Source organism: Mycobacterium sp. (assembly GCF_040509115.1).
In the GTDB taxonomy this organism is placed as follows: domain Bacteria; phylum Actinomycetota; class Actinomycetes; order Mycobacteriales; family Mycobacteriaceae; genus Mycobacterium.
The window spans coordinates 1-17,329 of the sequence record NZ_JBEVLO010000151.1 but is presented as its reverse complement, the minus strand read 5'-3'; the positions used below and the strand labels follow the sequence as shown (position 1 = coordinate 17,329).

15 protein-coding genes, 3 tRNA genes and 1 pseudogene are annotated in these 17,329 nt (G+C 68.0%); 8 read left to right on the top strand and 11 right to left on the bottom strand.

Translation table 11 applies throughout. The annotated features are described in order from the left end of the window. From ABW137_RS11305 to ABW137_RS11290, 4 genes are all read left to right on the top strand, one after another. Nucleotides 1–1,539, top strand: a 1,539-nt coding sequence (locus ABW137_RS11305; RefSeq protein ID WP_526399869.1) for a DNA gyrase C-terminal beta-propeller domain-containing protein, incomplete at its 5' end; no start/stop codon positions are given. A gap of 62 nt (nt 1,540–1,601) precedes the next feature. After that, on the top strand, nt 1,602–2,579 hold the full coding sequence (locus ABW137_RS11300; RefSeq protein ID WP_526399867.1) for a DUF3566 domain-containing protein: 978 nt from the start codon (nt 1,602–1,604) through the stop codon (nt 2,577–2,579). 121 nt (nt 2,580–2,700) lie between these two features. Then, a tRNA-Ile gene (locus tag ABW137_RS11295) sits at nt 2,701–2,774 on the top strand. A 142-nt stretch (nt 2,775–2,916) separates the two neighbouring features. Then, nucleotides 2,917–2,989, top strand: a tRNA-Ala gene (locus ABW137_RS11290). 47 nt (nt 2,990–3,036) lie between these two features. Here the strand turns inward: ABW137_RS11290 and cwsA are convergent. After that, nucleotides 3,037–3,474 carry a cell wall synthesis protein CwsA gene (gene cwsA, locus ABW137_RS11285; RefSeq protein ID WP_526399865.1) on the bottom strand — a complete coding sequence of 146 codons (438 nt, stop codon included), beginning with the start codon at nt 3,472–3,474 and terminating at the stop codon, nt 3,037–3,039. Between the two features lie 78 nt (nt 3,475–3,552). On the opposite strand from cwsA, the gene ABW137_RS11280 reads away from it, so the two are divergent. Beyond that, nucleotides 3,553–4,080: a peptidylprolyl isomerase gene (locus tag ABW137_RS11280; RefSeq protein WP_526399863.1), complete on the top strand. Its 528-nt coding sequence runs from the start codon at nt 3,553–3,555 to the stop codon at nt 4,078–4,080. Nucleotides 4,081–4,147: 67 nt separating this feature from the next. Here ABW137_RS11280 and ABW137_RS11275 read toward each other — a convergent pair whose 3' ends face one another. Together ABW137_RS11275 and crgA are read right to left on the bottom strand one after the other, a co-directional pair. Continuing rightward, complete coding sequence (locus ABW137_RS11275; protein ID WP_526399861.1) at nt 4,148–4,567, bottom strand: PH domain-containing protein; 420 nt, start codon at nt 4,565–4,567, stop codon at nt 4,148–4,150. Nucleotides 4,568–4,722: 155 nt separating this feature from the next. Next, nucleotides 4,723–5,007 (bottom strand): cell division protein CrgA, encoded by a 285-nt coding sequence (gene crgA, locus ABW137_RS11270; protein WP_526399859.1) that lies wholly within the window; start codon nt 5,005–5,007, stop codon nt 4,723–4,725. Between the two features lie 122 nt (nt 5,008–5,129). Here crgA and ABW137_RS11265 point away from each other — a divergent pair, with 122 nt between their 5' ends. Together ABW137_RS11265 and ABW137_RS11260 are read left to right on the top strand one after the other, a co-directional pair. Then, nucleotides 5,130–5,879, top strand: coding sequence for a DUF881 domain-containing protein (locus ABW137_RS11265; protein WP_526399857.1), 750 nt, complete (start codon nt 5,130–5,132; stop codon nt 5,877–5,879). A 97-nt stretch (nt 5,880–5,976) separates the two neighbouring features. Continuing rightward, on the top strand, nt 5,977–6,651 hold the full coding sequence (locus ABW137_RS11260; RefSeq protein WP_526399855.1) for an aminodeoxychorismate/anthranilate synthase component II: 675 nt from the start codon (nt 5,977–5,979) through the stop codon (nt 6,649–6,651). Here ABW137_RS11260 and pknB read toward each other — a convergent pair. The 7 genes from pknB to ABW137_RS11225 form a co-directional block, all read right to left on the bottom strand. Then, on the bottom strand, nt 6,629–8,545 hold the full coding sequence (gene pknB / locus ABW137_RS11255) for a Stk1 family PASTA domain-containing Ser/Thr kinase (RefSeq protein ID WP_526399853.1): 1,917 nt from the start codon (nt 8,543–8,545) through the stop codon (nt 6,629–6,631). The two genes, ABW137_RS11260 and pknB, sit on opposite strands and share 23 nt — an antisense overlap. Beyond that, nucleotides 8,542–9,810: a protein kinase domain-containing protein gene (locus ABW137_RS11250; protein ID WP_526399851.1), complete on the bottom strand. Its 1,269-nt coding sequence runs from the start codon at nt 9,808–9,810 to the stop codon at nt 8,542–8,544. Before ABW137_RS11250 ends, pknB begins: the two co-directional genes overlap by 4 nt. Further along, a complete protein-coding gene (pbpA, locus tag ABW137_RS11245; protein ID WP_526399849.1) occupies nt 9,807–11,282 on the bottom strand; it encodes a D,D-transpeptidase PbpA in 1,476 nt (491 codons plus the stop codon). Before pbpA ends, ABW137_RS11250 begins: the two co-directional genes overlap by 4 nt. Beyond that, nucleotides 11,279–12,694, bottom strand: a complete 1,416-nt coding sequence (rodA, locus tag ABW137_RS11240) for a peptidoglycan glycosyltransferase RodA (RefSeq protein WP_526399847.1) — start codon at nt 12,692–12,694, stop codon at nt 11,279–11,281. Before rodA ends, pbpA begins: the two co-directional genes overlap by 4 nt. Beyond that, a complete protein-coding gene (locus ABW137_RS11235) occupies nt 12,691–14,250 on the bottom strand; it encodes a PP2C family protein-serine/threonine phosphatase (RefSeq protein WP_526399845.1) in 1,560 nt (519 codons plus the stop codon). Before ABW137_RS11235 ends, rodA begins: the two co-directional genes overlap by 4 nt. Before the next feature lie 49 nt (nt 14,251–14,299). Then, nucleotides 14,300–14,770: an FHA domain-containing protein FhaB/FipA gene (locus ABW137_RS11230; protein WP_526399843.1), complete on the bottom strand. Its 471-nt coding sequence runs from the start codon at nt 14,768–14,770 to the stop codon at nt 14,300–14,302. 184 nt (nt 14,771–14,954) lie between these two features. After that, complete coding sequence (locus ABW137_RS11225) at nt 14,955–16,520, bottom strand: FHA domain-containing protein (protein WP_526399841.1); 1,566 nt, start codon at nt 16,518–16,520, stop codon at nt 14,955–14,957. A 237-nt stretch (nt 16,521–16,757) separates the two neighbouring features. Here ABW137_RS11225 and ABW137_RS11220 point away from each other — a divergent pair. Further along, nucleotides 16,758–16,840 (top strand) — tRNA-Leu (locus tag ABW137_RS11220). Nucleotides 16,841–17,116: 276 nt separating this feature from the next. Here ABW137_RS11220 and ABW137_RS11215 read toward each other — a convergent pair. Beyond that, nucleotides 17,117–17,329, bottom strand: a pseudogene (locus tag ABW137_RS11215) (hypothetical protein); the annotation flags it as partial.

Below are 17,329 nucleotides of genomic sequence, written 5' to 3'. Positions count from 1 at the left end.
GCCAAGGTGGTGCTGAACAACCTCTACAAGCACACCCAGCTGCAGACCAGCTTCGGCGCGAACATGCTGTCGATCGTCGACGGCGTGCCTCGGACGTTGCGCCTCGACCAGTTGATTCGCCTGTACGTCGTGCACCAGTTGGACGTCATCGTCCGGCGCACCACGTACCGGCTGCGCAAGGCCAACGAGCGGGCACACATCTTGCGCGGCTTGGTCAAGGCGCTCGACGCCCTCGACGAGGTCATCGCCCTGATCCGGGCGTCGCAGACCGTCGACATCGCGCGCGCAGGCCTGATCGAGTTGCTCGACATCGACGACATCCAGGCCCAGGCCATCCTGGACATGCAGTTGCGTCGGCTGGCTGCCCTCGAGCGCCAGCGCATCGTCGACGACCTGGCCAAGATCGAGGCGGAGATCGCCGACCTCGAGGACATCCTGGCCAAGCCGGAACGTCAGCGCGCGATCGTGCACGACGAGCTGGCCGAGTTGGTCGAGAAGTACGGCGACGACCGTCGTACCCGCATCATCCCTGCCGACGGCGACGTCGCCGACGAGGATCTCATCGCCCGCGAGGAAGTGGTCGTCACGATCACCGAGACGGGGTACGCGAAGCGCACCAAGTCGGATCTGTACCGCAGCCAGAAGCGCGGCGGCAAGGGCGTTCAGGGTGCCGGTCTCAAGCAGGACGACGTCGTCAGGCACTTCTTCGTCAGCTCGACGCACGACTGGATCCTGTTCTTCACCACGCAGGGCCGGGTGTACCGCGCCAAGGCCTACGAGCTGCCCGAGGCGTCACGGACGGCGCGTGGTCAGCACGTGGCGAACCTGTTGGCCTTCCAGCCGGAGGAGCGCATCGCGCAGGTCATCCAAATCAAGGGGTACGAGGACGCTCCGTATCTCGTGCTTGCCACCAAGAACGGTCTGGTGAAGAAGTCGAAGCTCACCGACTTCGACTCGAACCGCTCCGGAGGCATCGTCGCGGTGAACCTTCGCGACGGCGACGAGCTGGTCGGTGCCGTGCTGTGTTCCGCGGACGAGGACCTGCTCCTGGTGTCCGCGAAGGGCCAGTCGATCCGCTTCTCCGCAACGGATGAGGCACTGCGACCGATGGGTCGTGCGACCTCCGGCGTGCAGGGCATGCGATTCAACGAGGACGATGAACTGCTGTCGCTCAACGTCGTTCGCGAGGGCACCTATCTGCTGGTCGCGACGTCGGGCGGCTATGCCAAGCGCACCGCGATCGAGGAGTACACGACGCAGGGGCGTGGCGGCAAGGGCATCCTCACGATCCAGTACGACCGCAGGCGCGGCACACTGGTCGGGGCCCTGATCGTCGACGAGGAGACCGAGCTCTACGCGATCACGTCGGGCGGCGGCGTCATCCGGACCGTGGCCCGTCAGGTCCGCAAGGCCGGGCGTCAGACCAAGGGTGTGAGGTTGATGAACCTCGGCGATGGCGACACACTGATTGCCGTTGCCCGCAACGCCGACGAGGATGCAGAGGACGACGCAGACGACGCCGAGACCGACCCGTCGTAATGTCGAGATGTCTGCAAGCCGACTGCCGCCTGGCAGCCGGCCCGAAGCTAAGGAGCCCGTAGGTGAGTTCACCGAACGAGCCTGGACCACCGCGCACGGGCGAGAGTCCAGGCGCGACCAACGGCTCCAACGGCGCCCACGAGGGTGTCCCGAGCGGCAGTGGGACAGGCTCCGGCGCGCCGGGCGAGGGCGTACCCCCGTGGCAACGAGGCACCGCGCGCAGCAGGCCTAGCCGCCCCGGCGAGAGTCAACCCCACGAGGGCCCGCGCCCCGATGGGCCCCGGCCCGACGGACCACGTCCCGATGGTCCCCGCCCTGACGGGCCACGTCCTGATGGACCCCGGCCCGAAGGTTCACGGTCAGGCGCACCCACGGGACACTCCCCCGGAACCGACGCCAGGCTCAACCGGTTCATCGCGGGCGGCCCGGCCGCGTCGCCGTCGGCGTCGACACCGACACCGACACGTGAGCCGGCCCCCGCGCGCGATCCCGAACCGGCTGCACAGCCGGCCAGGAACGAACGGCCGGAGCCGACGCGTCCGGAGACGTACGCCAGCGAGCTTCCCGACCTGTCCGGCGGCACGCCACGGGCCCGGAAGCCGGGCACCGAGCGCACGTCGGGCACGGAGGCGCCGGCGCGGCCCGTCACCCGCAGTCAGGCCGGGAGCCGGTCGCAGGGGCCGGTCCGCGCGAGCATGCAGGTGCGGCGCTTCGACCCGTGGAGCGTGTTGAAGGTCTCGCTGGTGCTCAGTGTTGCGTTGTTCTTCGTATGGATGATCGCGATCGCGTTCCTGTACCTGGTCCTCGGTGGCATGGGGGTGTGGAGCAAGCTGAACAGCAACGTCGGTGATCTGCTCACCAGTGCCAGCGGGAGCGGTGGCGAATTGGTCTCCAGCGGAACGATTTTCGGCGGCGCAGCGCTCATCGGTCTGGTCAACATCGTGCTGCTCACGGCGATGGCGACGTGCGGTGCGTTCATCTACAACCTCACCACCGATCTGGTCGGAGGCATCGAGGTGACCCTCGCCGACAGGGATTGATCGTCGGCCCGCCGACGTGCCCGACCGTCGGTCCGACGTGACTCATCGCGGCCCAGAGCCGCGCGGTTTGGGACCACGGGCGCCGTTGCGGTAACCTCGTCCCTCGGCCGTGTTGGTACACGGGCCTGTAGCTCAGGTGGTTAGAGCGCTTCGCTGATAACGAAGAGGTCGGAGGTTCGAGTCCTCCCAGGCCCACGGTTGGCCCTACTGAGAGAGGTGCACTGTGAGGTTGTTCGTGGTGCTCGCTCTTCTCGCGACGGCGGTGGTGATCGTCAGGTCGCGCAACCGCCTCGAGGTATGGCACGTGGCCGCCGATCAGCCGAGCTGATCGAAACGAGGGGCCTTAGCTCAGTTGGTAGAGCGCTGCCTTTGCAAGGCAGATGTCAGGGGTTCGAATCCCCTAGGCTCCACAAACAAAAGTCTCCTGCCCCAGCGGCCCAGACCTGCGGCGCTTGGCTCAGGGCCTGGGCGGAACGTCCACACTCGGCGGCAGCGGTGAGGGCTCGGGCTGCGTGGAACGCCTGATGATGGAGAAGCTCACGGCGCCCACCGCGAGGACGGCCGCCCCGACGCCGATCAGCACCAGCGGCCGGGGTCGACGCCTCCCCTTGCGCGCCTGCTGCAGCGCCAGCGGGATGTTCGCGACCACTTCCTGGGCGGCGGCCAATTCACTGGCGATGGCCCCCTGCGCCACGGCGAGATCCTTGCTCAGCTGACTCTTGATCCGGCCGCTGCGGTAGCGCTTGCCGACCCAGGCCGCCGATGAGCGAACGGAGTTGACGCCTACGCCGATGGTGCCCCTGGTGAGGTCGACGGGCCCGACCGTCGAGTACTTCAGCCCGCGCGCGATTCGCTGGGTCGGAGTGAGGCGCGCGGTGATGGTCGTGGGGCTCATGGCGACCACCCTATTCGGTGTCTTTTGGGAGGGGGCCGGAACTCAGGCGTCAAACCCGAAATGGCACACTGGCATCCCGTGACGAGCCCCATACAGACAGCGACCGCGACACTGCACACCAACCGCGGTGACATCAAGATTGCGCTCTTCGGTAATCACGCCCCCAAGACCGTCGGCAACTTCGTCGGTTTGGCTCAGGGAACCAAGGACTACAGCACCGAGAACGCGTCTGGCGGCACGTCCGGGCCGTTCTACGACGGAGCGGTGTTCCACCGCGTCATCTCCGGTTTCATGTTGCAGGGCGGCGACCCGACGGGCACCGGCCGCGGCGGACCCGGCTACAAGTTCGCCGACGAGTTCCACCCCGAGTTGGTCTTCGACAAGCCGTACCTGTTGGCCATGGCCAACGCGGGTCCCGGCACCAACGGCTCACAGTTCTTCATCACGGTCGCCAAGACGCCGCACCTGAATCGCAAGCACACCATCTTCGGTGAGGTCGTCGACCCCGAGTCGCAGAAGGTCGTCGACGAGATCGGCAACACCCCCACCGGTGCAGGCGACCGGCCGACCGAGCCCGTCGTCATCGACTCGATCACCATCTCCTAGCGCCGCATCTGCTAGCCCGCACGGTCCGCGGCGTGGCACCTCGGTCCCGCCGCGGATTCGTCGCGCGTCAGCGGCCCGCGTAACCGGCCTCGGTGAGCGCGTCTAGGACGTGGAGTGGGTCGGACCCCAGATCCCAGCGCGTGAACACCATCAGCCGGTCGTCGGCGACGGTGTCCACCTCCAGCAGGCGGACCTTGCGACCGATGCGACGGAACTCGGTGATGCGGATCTTGGCGATGTCGTGACGCGGGTAGACCTGGGTGCCGAACCAGCCCTTGACGGCCAAACCGTGGGCGGTGATTGCCAGTTTTGGCCTCGCCCGCCACGACATGCTTGCAAACGTCAGTAAACCCACTGCGGCAATCCCCGCGAGCACACGCCCAGGGGTGTCTGTGACTACGGTCACAGCGGCGATAGCCATCGCAAGACCGAAGAAGCCGCATGCTGCGATTCCGCCGGTGGGCGGGCTCCATTGAGTTTGCTGCATTGGGCCGAAGACCCCTCTACGCGCGGGTGATCGTGTTATCCACAAGTGCTATCCCCAATGGGGATGAATAACATCGGTGTGATTGGGTGACCCGGAGGTTGCCAAAAAGGAAACGCGACGACACCAAGTTGAATTCATCCTGGCGGCCGGACGGCTCACCGCCAGCGCATCGTGAGCAACAAGCCCGTGATCATGAAGGCAAACGCGATCGCGTAGTTCCACTGGGCAAGATTGGCCATCCAGGTGAGAAAGCTCGGCGCGTCCACCGGGTTGGTCGCCGCGAGCTGAAAGACCAGCAGCCAGAGCAAGCCGATCAGCATCAAGCCGATGAACAACACCACGAACCACGTCGCCGAGGGGCCCGCCTTTACCTTGACGGGCGTCCGGCTCACCGGGTTGATCGTGAAGTCGTTCTTCTTGCGAACCTTGGACTTGGGCATGGGTACCTTCGAGACAGTCGGCGTCGCGTCCGGCGTCGGTGCAACGACCGGCCACTTAGTGCGACGATGGAGCGGATGCAACCCAGAGCCTAACGCAGCAGGCGGCGGGGAGGAGAAAACCCATGGCCCGTGCCGGCCGCTCGCCGTGGCGCTTGGGCGTCCCCGTGGTGTGCCTGTGCGCCGGCTTGCTGCTGGCTACCACTCACACGGTCTCCGGTGGTACCGAGATTCGGCGCAGCGATGCCCCGCGGCTGGTTGACCTGGTGCGCGATGCGCAGGTCTCCGTCGACCGGTTGTCGGCTCAACGCGAGACGTTCGTGGACCAGGTGGACAACCACCACGGGGGCTCCCCGTCCGCCGATGCCGCGTTGACGGCGATCACCGGTCGGGCCGATGGGTTGGCGATCGACGCCGGGCTGACGCCGATGCGGGGACCCGGTCTGGTGGTGACGCTCGACGATGCGCAGCGCGACGCGGAGGGCAGGTTCCCCGGCGACGCCTCCGCCGACGACCTGGTGGTCCATCAGCAGGACATCGAGGCCGTGCTGAATGCGATGTGGAGTGCGGGCGCCGAAGCGATCCAGATGCAGGATCAGCGGATCGTGGCCACCTCGGCGCCGCTGTGTGTGGGGAACACGCTGCTGCTCAACGGGCGTACGTACAGCCCGCCGTACGTGGTCACCGCGATCGGCGATGCCCAGGCGATGCAGGCCGCGCTGGCGGACGCACCGAACGTCGTGCTCTACCGGCGCTACGTCGCGCGGTTCGGGCTGGGGTACGTGGAGGAGCCCAAGGCGCGGGTCGACGTGGTCGGCTACCCGCCTGCCGTGAGGATGCGGTTCGCGAAGGCCGCGGGCCCGCTGGGCTACTAGCGTTTCGCACCGACTCTGCGGCTACGGCGACGAAGTGCGAGTGACGGTCGCCCTCACCGCAGGCTCGGCGTCCGCGCGCACCCAGTAACCTGGCCTGATGCGCGTTCTCGTCGTCGACAATTACGACAGCTTCGTCTTCAACCTGGTCCAGTACCTCGGGCAGTTGGGCGTGCACGCCGAGGTGTGGCGCAACGACGACGCGCGGCTCGCTTCCGACGCCGACGTCGCCAAGGCCGCGGCGGATTTCGACGGCATTCTGCTGAGCCCCGGGCCTGGCACGCCAGAACGCGCCGGCGTGTCGATCCCTCTGGTCCTGGCGTGCGCCGCCGCCTCGACTCCCCTACTTGGCGTGTGCCTGGGGCACCAGGCGATCGGCGTGGCCTTCGGTGGCACCGTCGACCGTGCGCCAGAGCTGCTGCACGGCAAGACCAGCAGCGTCGGTCACGCGAATGTTGGTGTGCTGAAAGGACTTCCGGATCCGTTCACGGCGACGCGGTACCACTCGCTGACGATTCTGCCGGACACCATGCCCGCCGACCTGCAGGTCACCGCGCGGACGTCGGGCGGCGTCGTGATGGGAGTGCAGCACGCCACGCTGCCCATCCACGGGGTGCAATTTCACCCGGAGTCCATCCTCACCGAGGGCGGTCACCGCATGCTGGCCAACTGGCTGGAGGTGTGCGGGCTGCCGATCGACGAGGACTTGGTCGGCCGGCTCGAGCGCGAGGTGGCCGACACGGTGGCCGCGGCTACTGCGCGAAGCTCAGCGTGATCGGGTCGCCGACCTTGATCGGCGTCCCCGAGGTCGGGCTCTGGGTGGCGACCGCGTTCGTCGGGTAGCCGCTGTTCTGCGCGTTCGAGAGCTTGTTCAGGTCGCCCGTCCATCCCATCGAGCGCAGCAGGGGCTCGGCGTCCACCCAGAACTGGCCGCGAAGGTCGGGCATCACGAACTGGTTGCCGCGCGACACCTGCACCTGGATCGGCGTGTCGACAGGAACGGTCTCCCCCGCGGCGGGAATGGTCCCCATCACCTGACCCTTGGTCGAGCCGAGTCCGTCCACCTCCACCGGGATCGGCGGCGCGGTGAACCCGTTGGCGACGAGAACCTGGGTGGCCACGTCGATGGTCTGGCCTTCCACCTGGGGGATCTGCTTGGTGTTGGGGCCGCTTCCGACGACGATCGTGATCTGGTTGGTGATCGCCGACGTCGAGTTGGCTGGTGGCACGGTGCCCGTCACGCGGCCCTTGTCCTCGGGGCTCGAGACACCGGGGGTCTCCCGGATGTTCTCGAACCCGGCGGCCTTGAGCTTGCGTTCGGCCTCGCCGGGAATCAGCTTGGAGACGTCGGGGACCTCCGCCTGCTTCGGACCGGTCGACACGTTGATGGTGATCTGGTCGTCGCGGGCGGCCGCCGTGTTGGCAGGCGGGTCGGTGGAGATGACGTGGTCAACGGGGACGTCCGAGCTGTCCTGGCCGTTGCGGATCGTCTTGAAGCCCAGGTTCTGCAGCGATACGACGGCCTCGTCGTAGGCCTGGTCGGTGACGTCGGGGATCTGCACGTCCCTGGGATTGCCGCCGACGAAGTTGAGCAGCACCGTCACGACGACGGTCAGCACCACCAGCACCGCGACGACGGCGAACCACTTGCCGATGGCCGGTTTGCGTTCCCTCGGCACATGGGTGCGCTGGTGCGCAGGAAACTGGTCGGTATTGCCTGGGATGTGCATCGGCGGCTGGTTGCGGCCAGCCGGTCGCGCGTTGTACGGACCCGACGACAGCAGCGAGGTCCGCTCGGCGTCGGTGAACACCTTCGGTGCCTCCGGGGCCTCTCCGCTGTGCACGCGGATCAGGTCGGTGCGCATGTCGGCGGCGGTCTGGTACCGATTCTCCGGGTTCTTGGCCAGCGCCTTCAGGACGACCGCGTCGAGATCGGGGGACAGGTCCGGGTTGCGTTCCGAGGGCGGGACGGGATCTTCGCGCACGTGTTGGTAGGCGACGGCGACGGGGGAGTCACCGACGAAGGGCGGCTCGCCGGTCAGCACCTCGTAGAGCACGCAGCCCAGCGAGTACACGTCGGAACGGGCGTCGACGGTCTCGCCGCGGGCCTGTTCCGGCGACAGATACTGGGCGGTGCCGATGACGGCCGCGGTCTGGGTGACGCTGACGCCACCGTCGTGAAGGGCCCTGGCGATGCCGAAGTCCATCACCTTCACCGCACCGGTCTTGCTCATCATGATGTTGGCGGGTTTGACGTCGCGGTGGATGATGCCGTGCTGGTGGCTGAAGTTCAGGGCCTGGCAGGCGTCGGCGATGATCTCGATGGCGCGGCGCGGGGCGATGGGGCCGTCGTTGTGCACGATGTCGCGCAGAGTGACCCCGTCGACGTACTCCATCACGATGTACGGCAGCGGGCCGGTGGCCGTCTCGGCCTCACCCGTGTCGTACACCGCGACGATCGCGGGATGGTTCAGGGCGGCCGCGTTCTGCGCCTCCCGACGGAAGCGCAGGTAGAAGCTGGGGTCGCGGGCGAGGTCGGCGCGCAGCACCTTGACCGCGACGTCGCGGTGTAGGCGGACGTCGCGGGCCAGATGCACCTCGGACATGCCGCCGAACCCGAGGATCTCTCCGAGTTCGTAGCGGTCCGACAGATGCTGGGGGGTAGTCATCGGACGGTCTGCTCTATGGCTGGCGGCGACGTCCCGGCGTACCCGCCGCGTTCGCCGGCCACCCGCGGGTCGGTCAGGGGCGCCGGCATGGCACCAGGCGTCGCGGACGGCTCGGGCAGGACCGTCGTGCTGGTTTCGGTGGTGGGTGCGGGCGTGTCCTGGTTGCCCTTCTGCACGTTGAGCACCATCAGGATCGCGATGATGATGGCCAGCGTGCCGAGCACGCCTGCAGCCCACAGCAACGCGCGCTGACCGGACGAGAACGTGCGCTTCGGCGGCGGGGGACGGTGGCTACCGGTGGGCGGACGGGTGCGCACCGCCGACGTGGCGGGCCTGCCGCCGTAGTCGGGGACAGGCCGCGTCTGTGCACCGGGGATCGATGCCGGGGTGGCTCGGCCGATGGACGGGGCATGGTTCGGACGGGGCGGCCTGCGCCCGGCCCGCACCGCAGCCACGGCGTCGGCGAACGTGCCGCCGCTGCGGTAGCGCTGGGTCGGCTCCTTGAGGAGGCTGATCTCGATGAGTTCCCGCACGTTGGGCGGCAGGTCCGCGGGCAGCGGCGCGGGCTGCTCCTTGATGTGCTTCATGGCGACCGTCAGCGCGCCGTCGCCGGTGAACGGTCGACGGCCTGCCACCGACTCGTAGCCGACGACGCCGAGTGAGTAGACGTCGCTGGCGGCGGTCGCGTCACGGCCGAGCGCCTGCTCGGGGGCGATGTACTGCGCAGTGCCCATCACCATGCCGGTCTGGGTGACGGGCGCGGCGTCGACGGCCTTGGCGATGCCGAAGTCGGTGAGCTTCACCTGCCCGGTCGGGGTGATCAGGATGTTGCCCGGCTTCACGTCGCGGTGCACCAGCCCAGCGGTGTGGGCGACCTGCAGGGCCCGGCCGGTCTGCTCGAGCATGTCGAGGGCGTGGCGCAACGACAGCCGCCCGGTGCGCTTGAGCACGGAGTTCAGCGGTTCGCCGGTGACCATCTCCATCACCAGGTAGGCCGTGCGACCGGCGTCGTCCAACTCGGTCTCGCCGTAGTCGTAGACGCTGGCGATGCCGGGATGGTTCAACATCGCGACGATGCGTGCTTCGGAGCGGAACCGCTCGACGAACTCGGGGTCGGTCGAGAACTCGGCCTTGAGCACCTTGATGGCCACTTGCCGACCAAGGCGCGTGTCGAGACCCTCCCAGACCTGGCCCATTCCGCCCGTGGCGATGAGGCGCTGCAGTCGGTAGCGGTCGGACAGCGTTACTCCGACGCGCGCGGTCATGATCCCTCCCGCAGAGCCGCGGCTATGGTGGCCCGGCCGATCGGCGCAGCCAGTGCGCCGCCGGTGGCGGACAATCGGTCGCCGCCATTCTCCACTAGTACCGCAACGGCCACCTTGGGTGCCTCCGCGGGAGCGAATGCGATGTACCACGCATGCGGCGGGGTGTTGCGTGGATCGGAGCCGTGTTCGGCCGTGCCGGTCTTGGAGGCGATGTCGACGCCGGTGATGGCCCCGGTCTGCTGGGTGGCCTGCTCCGCATCCTTCATCAAGCTAGTAAGTGTAGTGGCGACCTGCGGGGACACCGCCCGGTGAAGCTGCATGGGGAAGGTCCTGTTGATGCTGGCGAGGTCGGGACCCTTCAGGTCGTCGACGAGGTACGGCTGCATGGTGACGCCGCGATTGGCGATGGTGGCCGCGATCATGGCGTTCTGCAGCGGGGTCAGCGCGACGTCCTTCTGGCCGATGCTGGAGATGCCGAGGGCGGCCTGGTCGACGATGGGGCCCAGCGTGGAGCCGGCCACCTGGAGCGGGATCGGCGGGGGAGCGCTGTCCAGGCCGAACGCCTGCGCCGTGGTGCGCAGCGCGTCGGTGCCGGTTTTGATGCCAAGTTCGACGAATGCGGTGTTGCACGACCTGGCGAAGGCGTTGCGCAGCGTCGTGGTTGGCCCGTCGCCGCATGACGTACCGCCGTAGTTCTCCAGCGTTGCGGTGCTGTCCGGCAACGGAATTCGAGGCGCCGCGGTCACCTGGGTCTCGGGTGTCGCCCCGTTGGCGAGTGCGGCCGCGGTGGTGATCACCTTGAACGTCGATCCGGGAGGGTAGATCTCGGAGATGGCGCGGTTCACCAGGGGGGTGTCGGGATCGTCGCGCAACTGCTGCCACGCCGCGGACTGCACGGCCGCGTCGTGCGACGCCAATAGGTTGGGATCGTAGGAGGGTGCCGACACCATCGCGAGGATCTTTCCGGTGGACGGTTCGAGCGCGACGACCGCGCCCTTGCACGGCCCGTTGCAGCCCTGCTGCATGGCGTCCCACGCCGCTTGTTGGACCTGGGGGTTGATGGTGGTGGCCACGTTGCCGCCGCGCGGGTCGCGGGCAGTGAAGAAGTCGGCCAGCCGCCTGCCGAACAGGCGCTCGTCGGAGCCGTTGAGCACGGTGTCCTCGGCGCGCTCGAGTCCGGTGCTGGAGTACAGCAGCGAGTAGAAGCCGGTCACCGGTGCGTAGGTTTGTGGGTTCGGATACTCCCGCAGGAACCGGAAGTGCCCGTCGGTGGCCTTCGAGATGGCAAGCAGCTGGCCGCCCGCCGAGATCTGGCCGCGCTGCCGGGAGTACTCGTCGAGCAGGATCCGCTGGTTGCGCGGATCCGACCGCAGCCCGTCGGCCCGAAACACTTGTGTCAGTGTGGCATTGGCGAGCAGCAGCACGATCAAGGCCATGATCGCCAGGGAGATCCGGCGCAGGGAGGTGTTCATACGCGGCCGATCACCTCCGTGTGCGCGGAGGCGATCGGAGTGTCGTTGGCCGCCTTGGTGGTGATGGGCCTGCGCGCCGAGTGCGAGATGCGGATCAAGATGGCGAGCAGCACGTAGTTCGCCAGAAGCGAGGAGCCGCCGTAGGACAGCCACGGGGTGGTGAGCCCGGTCAGCGGGATGAGTTTCGTGACGCCCCCGACGACGATGAACAACTGGATCGCCAGGGTGGACGCCAACCCAGCGGCCAGCAATTTGCCGAAGCTGTCGCGGACTGCCAGCGCGGTACGCAGACCGCGGATGATGACGATCGTGTACAGCATCAGCACCCCGGCGAAGCCGACGAAGCCGAGCTCCTCACCGATGGCGGCGATGATGAAGTCCGTCGAGGCCGCGGGCACGGTCTCGGGCTGCCCGTTGCCGAGTCCGGTCCCGAAGATGCCGCCGGTGGCGAAGCTGAACAGCGACTGGACCATCTGGTAGCCCGCGCCCGACGGGTCGGCGAAGGGATCCAACCAGTTCTGCACGCGGACCTGGACGTGCCCGAAGGCGTAGTACGCGGCCACGCTGCCCGCCGCAAACAGGGTGAGGCCCAACAGAACCCAGCTGAGGCGCTCCGTGGCGACGTAGACGAGGATCAGGAACGAGGCGTACAGCAGTAGCGAGGTGCCGAGGTCTTTCTCGAAGACCATGACGCCGACGGACGCGATCCACGCCGCGAGCAGGGGCGCGAGGTCGCGCGGGCGGGGCAGGTCCATGCCGAGGTAGTGCTTGCCCGCGCTGGTGAACAGGTTGCGCTTGGCCACCAGGACGGCGGCGAAGAAGATCAGCAGCAGGATCTTCGAGATCTCCGCCGGCTGAATCGAGAAGCCCGGCAGGCGAATCCAGATCTTCGCGCCGTTCTGTTCGGACATCGAGCGGGGCAGCAGAGCCGGGATGACCAACAAGATCAGACCCACCAGGCCGCAGACGTAGCCGTAGCGCGCGAGCATCCGGTGGTCGGTGAGGAAGACGACGACGAGGATGAAGGCGACCACCCCGAGCAGCGTCCAGAGCATCTGCTGGTTGGCGCTCGGCCCGCGGGCAGCGCCCTCGGTCAATGGTCCCTCGGCCAGGTCCAGGCGGTGAATCATGACCAGCCCCAGGCCATTCAGCAGTGCAACGACGGGGAGCAGCAGCGGGTCGGCGTAGGGCGCGTAACGCCGCACCGCCAGGTGGGCGGCGCCGAACAGCACCAGGAAACCGACCGTGTACTGCGCGAGATCCCAGCGCAGGCCCTGCTCCTGGGTGGTCTCGACGATGAGCAGCGCGATGGTGGTGATCGCCGCGGCGAAGCCGAGCAGCATCAGTTCCGCGTTGCGGCGGTTGGGCAACGGCGGCACGACGGTCACGGCCGCCTGCGGCTGCGTGCTCATGACGTCTGCCGACAGTTGGTGCCCGGCTCGGGAATCTGGCGTGGCAGCGGTGTGGGGGACGGCGCCTCGGACGTCGGCGTCGGCTGGGAATCCGTGGGGGACCCCGGCGGGGGTGCGGGCGTCGGCGGGGGACCCGTGACGGTCGTCGGCGTCTCAGGCGCAGGACCCGGTGCCGGGCCGCGCGGGGGCGGGGCGCTCGCCGCGGTCGGGGAATCGGTGGGGCTGACGGGAGCTGGTGTGGCGCTGGAGGCGGTGGGCCGCGGGGGCGGCGTCGTCGTGGTGGTGCGCGGGGTGAGCGACGCACAGGTGGGAAGCACGGATCCGTTGAGCTGGCGCAGCTGCTCCAGCGCGCTCTCCTCGTCGGTGCCCTGTGTTCCCGCCACCACCTGGGCGCGTTCGGCGGGACGCAGATCGTCGAGTTGGAGGGCGCTGCAGTTGTTGCCGTCGTCGACGCCGACGTTCGTCACCTGGCCGCGCGCGTCGATGCAGGCGCGATAGGCGGTCTCCTGCAGGGGAACTCCCAACACGGTTCCTGGCAGGCCCCGCATGATGAAGACGGCGTTGTCGCGTTCGCCGACGTAGTAGTAGCTACGGATCCACATCCGGGCGACGGCGAGGCCCGCGACGATCACCAGGACCAGGAGGATCGCCGCGAAGACGATGGTGCGCCGGGACCGCTTCTTCTTCGGTGGCGGTTCGGGTTCGGTCGAGGGTCGCTTGGCGGCCTCGGCTCGGCGCGGATTGAATGCCGAGGCCCGACCAGCGGCCGTGTTCGGGGGAGCGCTGTGGTCGTCGATGCCGGACACCGCGCCGGCCAGAATCGGTTGGGTTTGGCCGTATTCGTAGTCGACGACGTCGGCGACCACCACGGTCACGTTGTCGGGCCCGCCTCCGCGCAACGCCATTTCGATGAGCCTGTCGGCACTTTCGACGACGTCGGGGATCTGCAGGGCGTCGAGGATGGTGTCGTGGCTGACCGGATCGGACAGCCCGTCCGAGCACAGCAGGTAGCGATCGCCTGCGTGGGCTTCGCGCACCGTCAGGGTCGGCTCGACTTCGTGTCCGGTCAGCGCGCGCATGATCAGCGACCGTTGGGGGTGGCTGTGCGCCTCCTCGGCGGTGATGCGGCCTTCGTCGACCAGCGTCTGGACGAAGGTGTCGTCCTTGGTGATCTGGGTGAGTTCGCCGTCGCGAAGGAGGTAGCCCCGGGAGTCGCCGATGTGGACGAGGCCAAGTCGATTGCCCGCGAACAGGATTGCCGTAAGGGTGGTGCCCATGCCCTCGAGCTCGGGGTCCGCCTCGACGTGCGCGGCGATCGCGGAGTTCCCCTGATGGACGGCGGAGTTGAGCTGGCTGAGCAGATCGCCGCCCGGTTCGTCGTCATCGAGGTGCGCGAGCGCGGCGATCACCAGCTGAGACGCGACTTCGCCTGCGGCGTGCCCGCCCATGCCGTCGGCCAGCGCCAGCAACCGGGCGCCTGCATACACGGAGTCTTCGTTGTTGGCGCGGACGAGCCCGCGGTCGCTGCGCGCCGTATAACGCAGAACGAGGGTCATCCTGCTCCTCGCGTGCGCGGGTGTTGGATCGCTCCTCGCGTGCGCGGGATCACGGGCGCAGCTCGATTACCGTCTTGCCGATTCGCACCGGCGTTCCCATCGGAACCCTTACTGCCGTCGTCACCTTCGCCCTGTCAAGGTATGTACCGTTGGTCGATCCTAGGTCCTCGACGTACCATTCGGACCCGCGCGGCGAGAGCCGGGCATGCCGTGTCGAGGCGTAGTCGTCGGTCAACACGAGCGTCGAGTCGTCGGCGCGTCCGATCAGAACCGGCTGGCTGCCGAGTTGGATTCGGGTGCCCGTCAAGGCCCCTTCGGTGACGATCATCTGCCGGGGTGTGTTCCGGCGTTGGCCGCGGCTGGGCAGCAGCGTCCCTCGCAGCGCAAGGCCCCGCTTGACCATCACCGCGCCCGTCGGGGCATAGATGTCGTTGCGAAGGATGCGCAAGACCGACCAGATGAACAGCCACAGCAGCAGGAGGAAACCGACGCGGGTCAGCTGCAGCACTATCCCCTGCATCCGACGTCCTCTCCGTCACCGTCCCGCTGTCGCTGCGCCAAATCCCCGGCACGGCAGGCCAGGGCGCTGGGCTCCCGCCTGCCGGTCCGCATCGGCTCCGTCGGCAACGTCACGATACTTGGGCCGGTCGCCGGTGTGAGGTCGAAGCATCGGCTTGCCTCTGAGCCGTGACCAGCCTGAGTCCTCAGTGAACGCGGACGATGATCTCGGAGTGGCCGAGGCGGATGGTGTCGCCATCGGCCAGCTGCCACTCCTGAACGGGAGCGTTGTTCACCGTCGTGCCGTTGGTGGAGTTGAGGTCGGACAACAGGGCGACCTGTCCGTCCCACCGGATTTCCAGGTGGCGTCGCGAAACGCCGGTGTCCGGCAGCCGGAACTGGGCGTCCTGGCCACGACCGATGACGTTGGCGCCCTCCCGCAGCTGGTACGTGCGGCCACTGCCGTCATCGAGCTGCAGGGTGACGTTGGTGCCGCCGACACCGCCGCCATAGCCGTATCCGGGTGCGGCGGCCGGAGCCGCTGCCGGGGGTTGACCGTAGTCGTAGCCGGCCTGCCCGTAACCCTGGTCGGCCGGAGCGCCGTAGCCCTGGTCGGCGGGAGCGCCGTACCCCTGGGGTGCTGCCGGCTCGCCGTAGCGGCCGTAGTCGGGCTGGGCTCCGTACTCGGGCTGGGCCCCGTATTCGGGCTGGGCCCCGTATTCGGGCTGGGCTCCGTATTCGGGCTGGGCATAGTCCGGCCTGGCGCCGCCGTAGGCCTGGGCGCCGTAGCCGCCCTGCTCGCCTCCATAGCCGCCGTAGCCACCCTGATCCGGGTACCCACCCTGCTGCTCGCCGCCGTAGCCGCCCTGGTCCGGGTAGCCGCCTTGATCGGGGTACGCGGGGCGCTGGGGCTCGCCACGGCCGTAATCGTCGGCGCGCGGGGGGACGGCCGGGGGACGGCCGTAGTCGTACCCGCCCTGCTCGGGCTGACCGTAGCCGCCGGGAGCGCCCGCGGGCGGCGGGCCGTATCCGGGAGGTGCCTGACGGTAACCCTGGTCGCCGTATCCACCGCCGGGCGGCGGCCCGTAGCCACCCTGACGCTGGTCGTATCCCGCGGGCGGGTAGCCGCCCTGCTCGGGGTAGCCGCCACCGGGGTAGCCGCCCTGCTCGTAACCACCCGGCTGCGGCGGCTGCGGGGGAGCGGCGGGCGGGTAGCCGCCCTCCGGCGGATACGGGGCGCGGGGCTCCTCACCTTGGCGGCCGTAGTCGTAGTAGTCGTCGCCTGGCTGCCCCTGTCCCTGGCCGCCGCGGTAGCTCGGGTTGTCGGTCATCGGTGGAACTCCTGGTTCTGCGGTGTGCGCACGGTCTGGTGGAGCAGGGGCGGTTTCGCCGCTGGTTGAGTCGGGATTGACAGCCCCACGTGTGCGGTACTGGCCGGTGTGTAGGTTTGGTGACGCCTCGAACCCAACGACCACATCACCATACGTTTGCCACCCTTGATCATGGATATACCCCTTCAGGTATCGGGCAAAAGTCGTCGGCGTGAGGTCGGGGTCGGCGCGCACCTTGTGGAAATCGGATGCACTGAGGGTAATGACGTACTCGTTGGGTGCCAAAATGCGGCCGCTACCAACTTCTCGTGCGCCGGAGTCCGCTTCGCGCTGAAGCATCGCCTCGACTTCCTGCGGAACGATCGAACCGCCGAAGACACGCGCAAAGGTGTCACCGACGGTCGACTCGAGCCTGCGCTCGAACCGGTCGACGAGTCCCATACCACCGCCTGCCTCGCTGTCCGTCGTAGTCGGTCGCGGCCGTCACAGTCCGTGGACCTGCGTGTCGACCGTCGCCGTGCCTTCGTGCATGGTATCGGCCAACGGCATTCGAGCGTGACCAACAGAACTCTGAGAATCGGATTGCGGCAGGTCAGGGCGCTGGTGGCGGCCAGCATTGCTTCACCTGCACGGTTTGGGGAACCAGGCCGGGTGCGTGATAGTCTCTCCCGGTTGTTGGGGCGAGTGGCGGAATGGCAGACGCGCTGGCTTCAGGTGCCAGTGTCCTTCGGGACGTGGGGGTTCAAGTCCCCCTTCGCCCACAATTGTGGTGAGTCGGGTCATCGGTTACAGATGAGTCGAGTCACCGGTTACAGAGAAGCCCGGCCTTTGGCCGGGTTTTTTTGTTGGTTGCGCCAGTAGTTGTGGTCGGGGGCGATGTGGTGGCTGGCGGATGCGGAAGTGGCCGGGCGCGTCTTAGGTTTTGGGGTGGCCGGCACTCATTCGGACTCGTTGTGGCCGTGGGTGAATCGTGAGGTGTAGACCGATCCGTTGTCGGTCAGGGTGGCGTCGGTCAGGGTGGCGCCTCGGAGCGCAAGCTAATCGTGAGTGAAGCGTTCCCAGGCTGACTGTCGCGTGACGCCCAACGCCGCGGCGATCCGGGACCACGCGACTCCGCGCCGCCGAAGCTCGTCCACGCGGGCACGTAGGTCTGCCTCGACGTTGGCCGTCGTAGCTGCGACGCGCGGGATCTCGTCGAGCAATTCGTCATCCGAGTAGTCCTCACGATCCCGCAGCGGGAGCGTGTCTCG

Bases quoted from the DNA above. Each gene is read 5' to 3' on its own strand.
- ABW137_RS11225 (WP_526399841.1), bottom strand. From the start codon at position 16,520: ATGGGACTCGTCGACCGGTTCGAGCGCAGGCTCGAGTCGACCGTCGGT.
- cwsA (WP_526399865.1), bottom strand. From the start codon at position 3,474: ATGAGCCCCACGACCATCACCGCGCGCCTCACTCCGACCCAGCGAATC.
- ABW137_RS11260 (WP_526399855.1), top strand. From the start codon at position 5,977: ATGCGCGTTCTCGTCGTCGACAATTACGACAGCTTCGTCTTCAACCTG.
- pbpA (WP_526399849.1), bottom strand. From the start codon at position 11,282: ATGAACACCTCCCTGCGCCGGATCTCCCTGGCGATCATGGCCTTGATC.
- crgA (WP_526399859.1), bottom strand. From the start codon at position 5,007: ATGCCCAAGTCCAAGGTTCGCAAGAAGAACGACTTCACGATCAACCCG.
- ABW137_RS11265 (WP_526399857.1), top strand. From the start codon at position 5,130: ATGGCCCGTGCCGGCCGCTCGCCGTGGCGCTTGGGCGTCCCCGTGGTG.
- rodA (WP_526399847.1), bottom strand. From the start codon at position 12,694: ATGAGCACGCAGCCGCAGGCGGCCGTGACCGTCGTGCCGCCGTTGCCC.
- ABW137_RS11235 (WP_526399845.1), bottom strand. From the start codon at position 14,250: ATGACCCTCGTTCTGCGTTATACGGCGCGCAGCGACCGCGGGCTCGTC.
- pknB (WP_526399853.1), bottom strand. From the start codon at position 8,545: ATGACTACCCCCCAGCATCTGTCGGACCGCTACGAACTCGGAGAGATC.
- ABW137_RS11230 (WP_526399843.1), bottom strand. From the start codon at position 14,770: ATGCAGGGGATAGTGCTGCAGCTGACCCGCGTCGGTTTCCTCCTGCTG.
- ABW137_RS11250 (WP_526399851.1), bottom strand. From the start codon at position 9,810: ATGACCGCGCGCGTCGGAGTAACGCTGTCCGACCGCTACCGACTGCAG.
- ABW137_RS11275 (WP_526399861.1), bottom strand. From the start codon at position 4,567: ATGCAGCAAACTCAATGGAGCCCGCCCACCGGCGGAATCGCAGCATGC.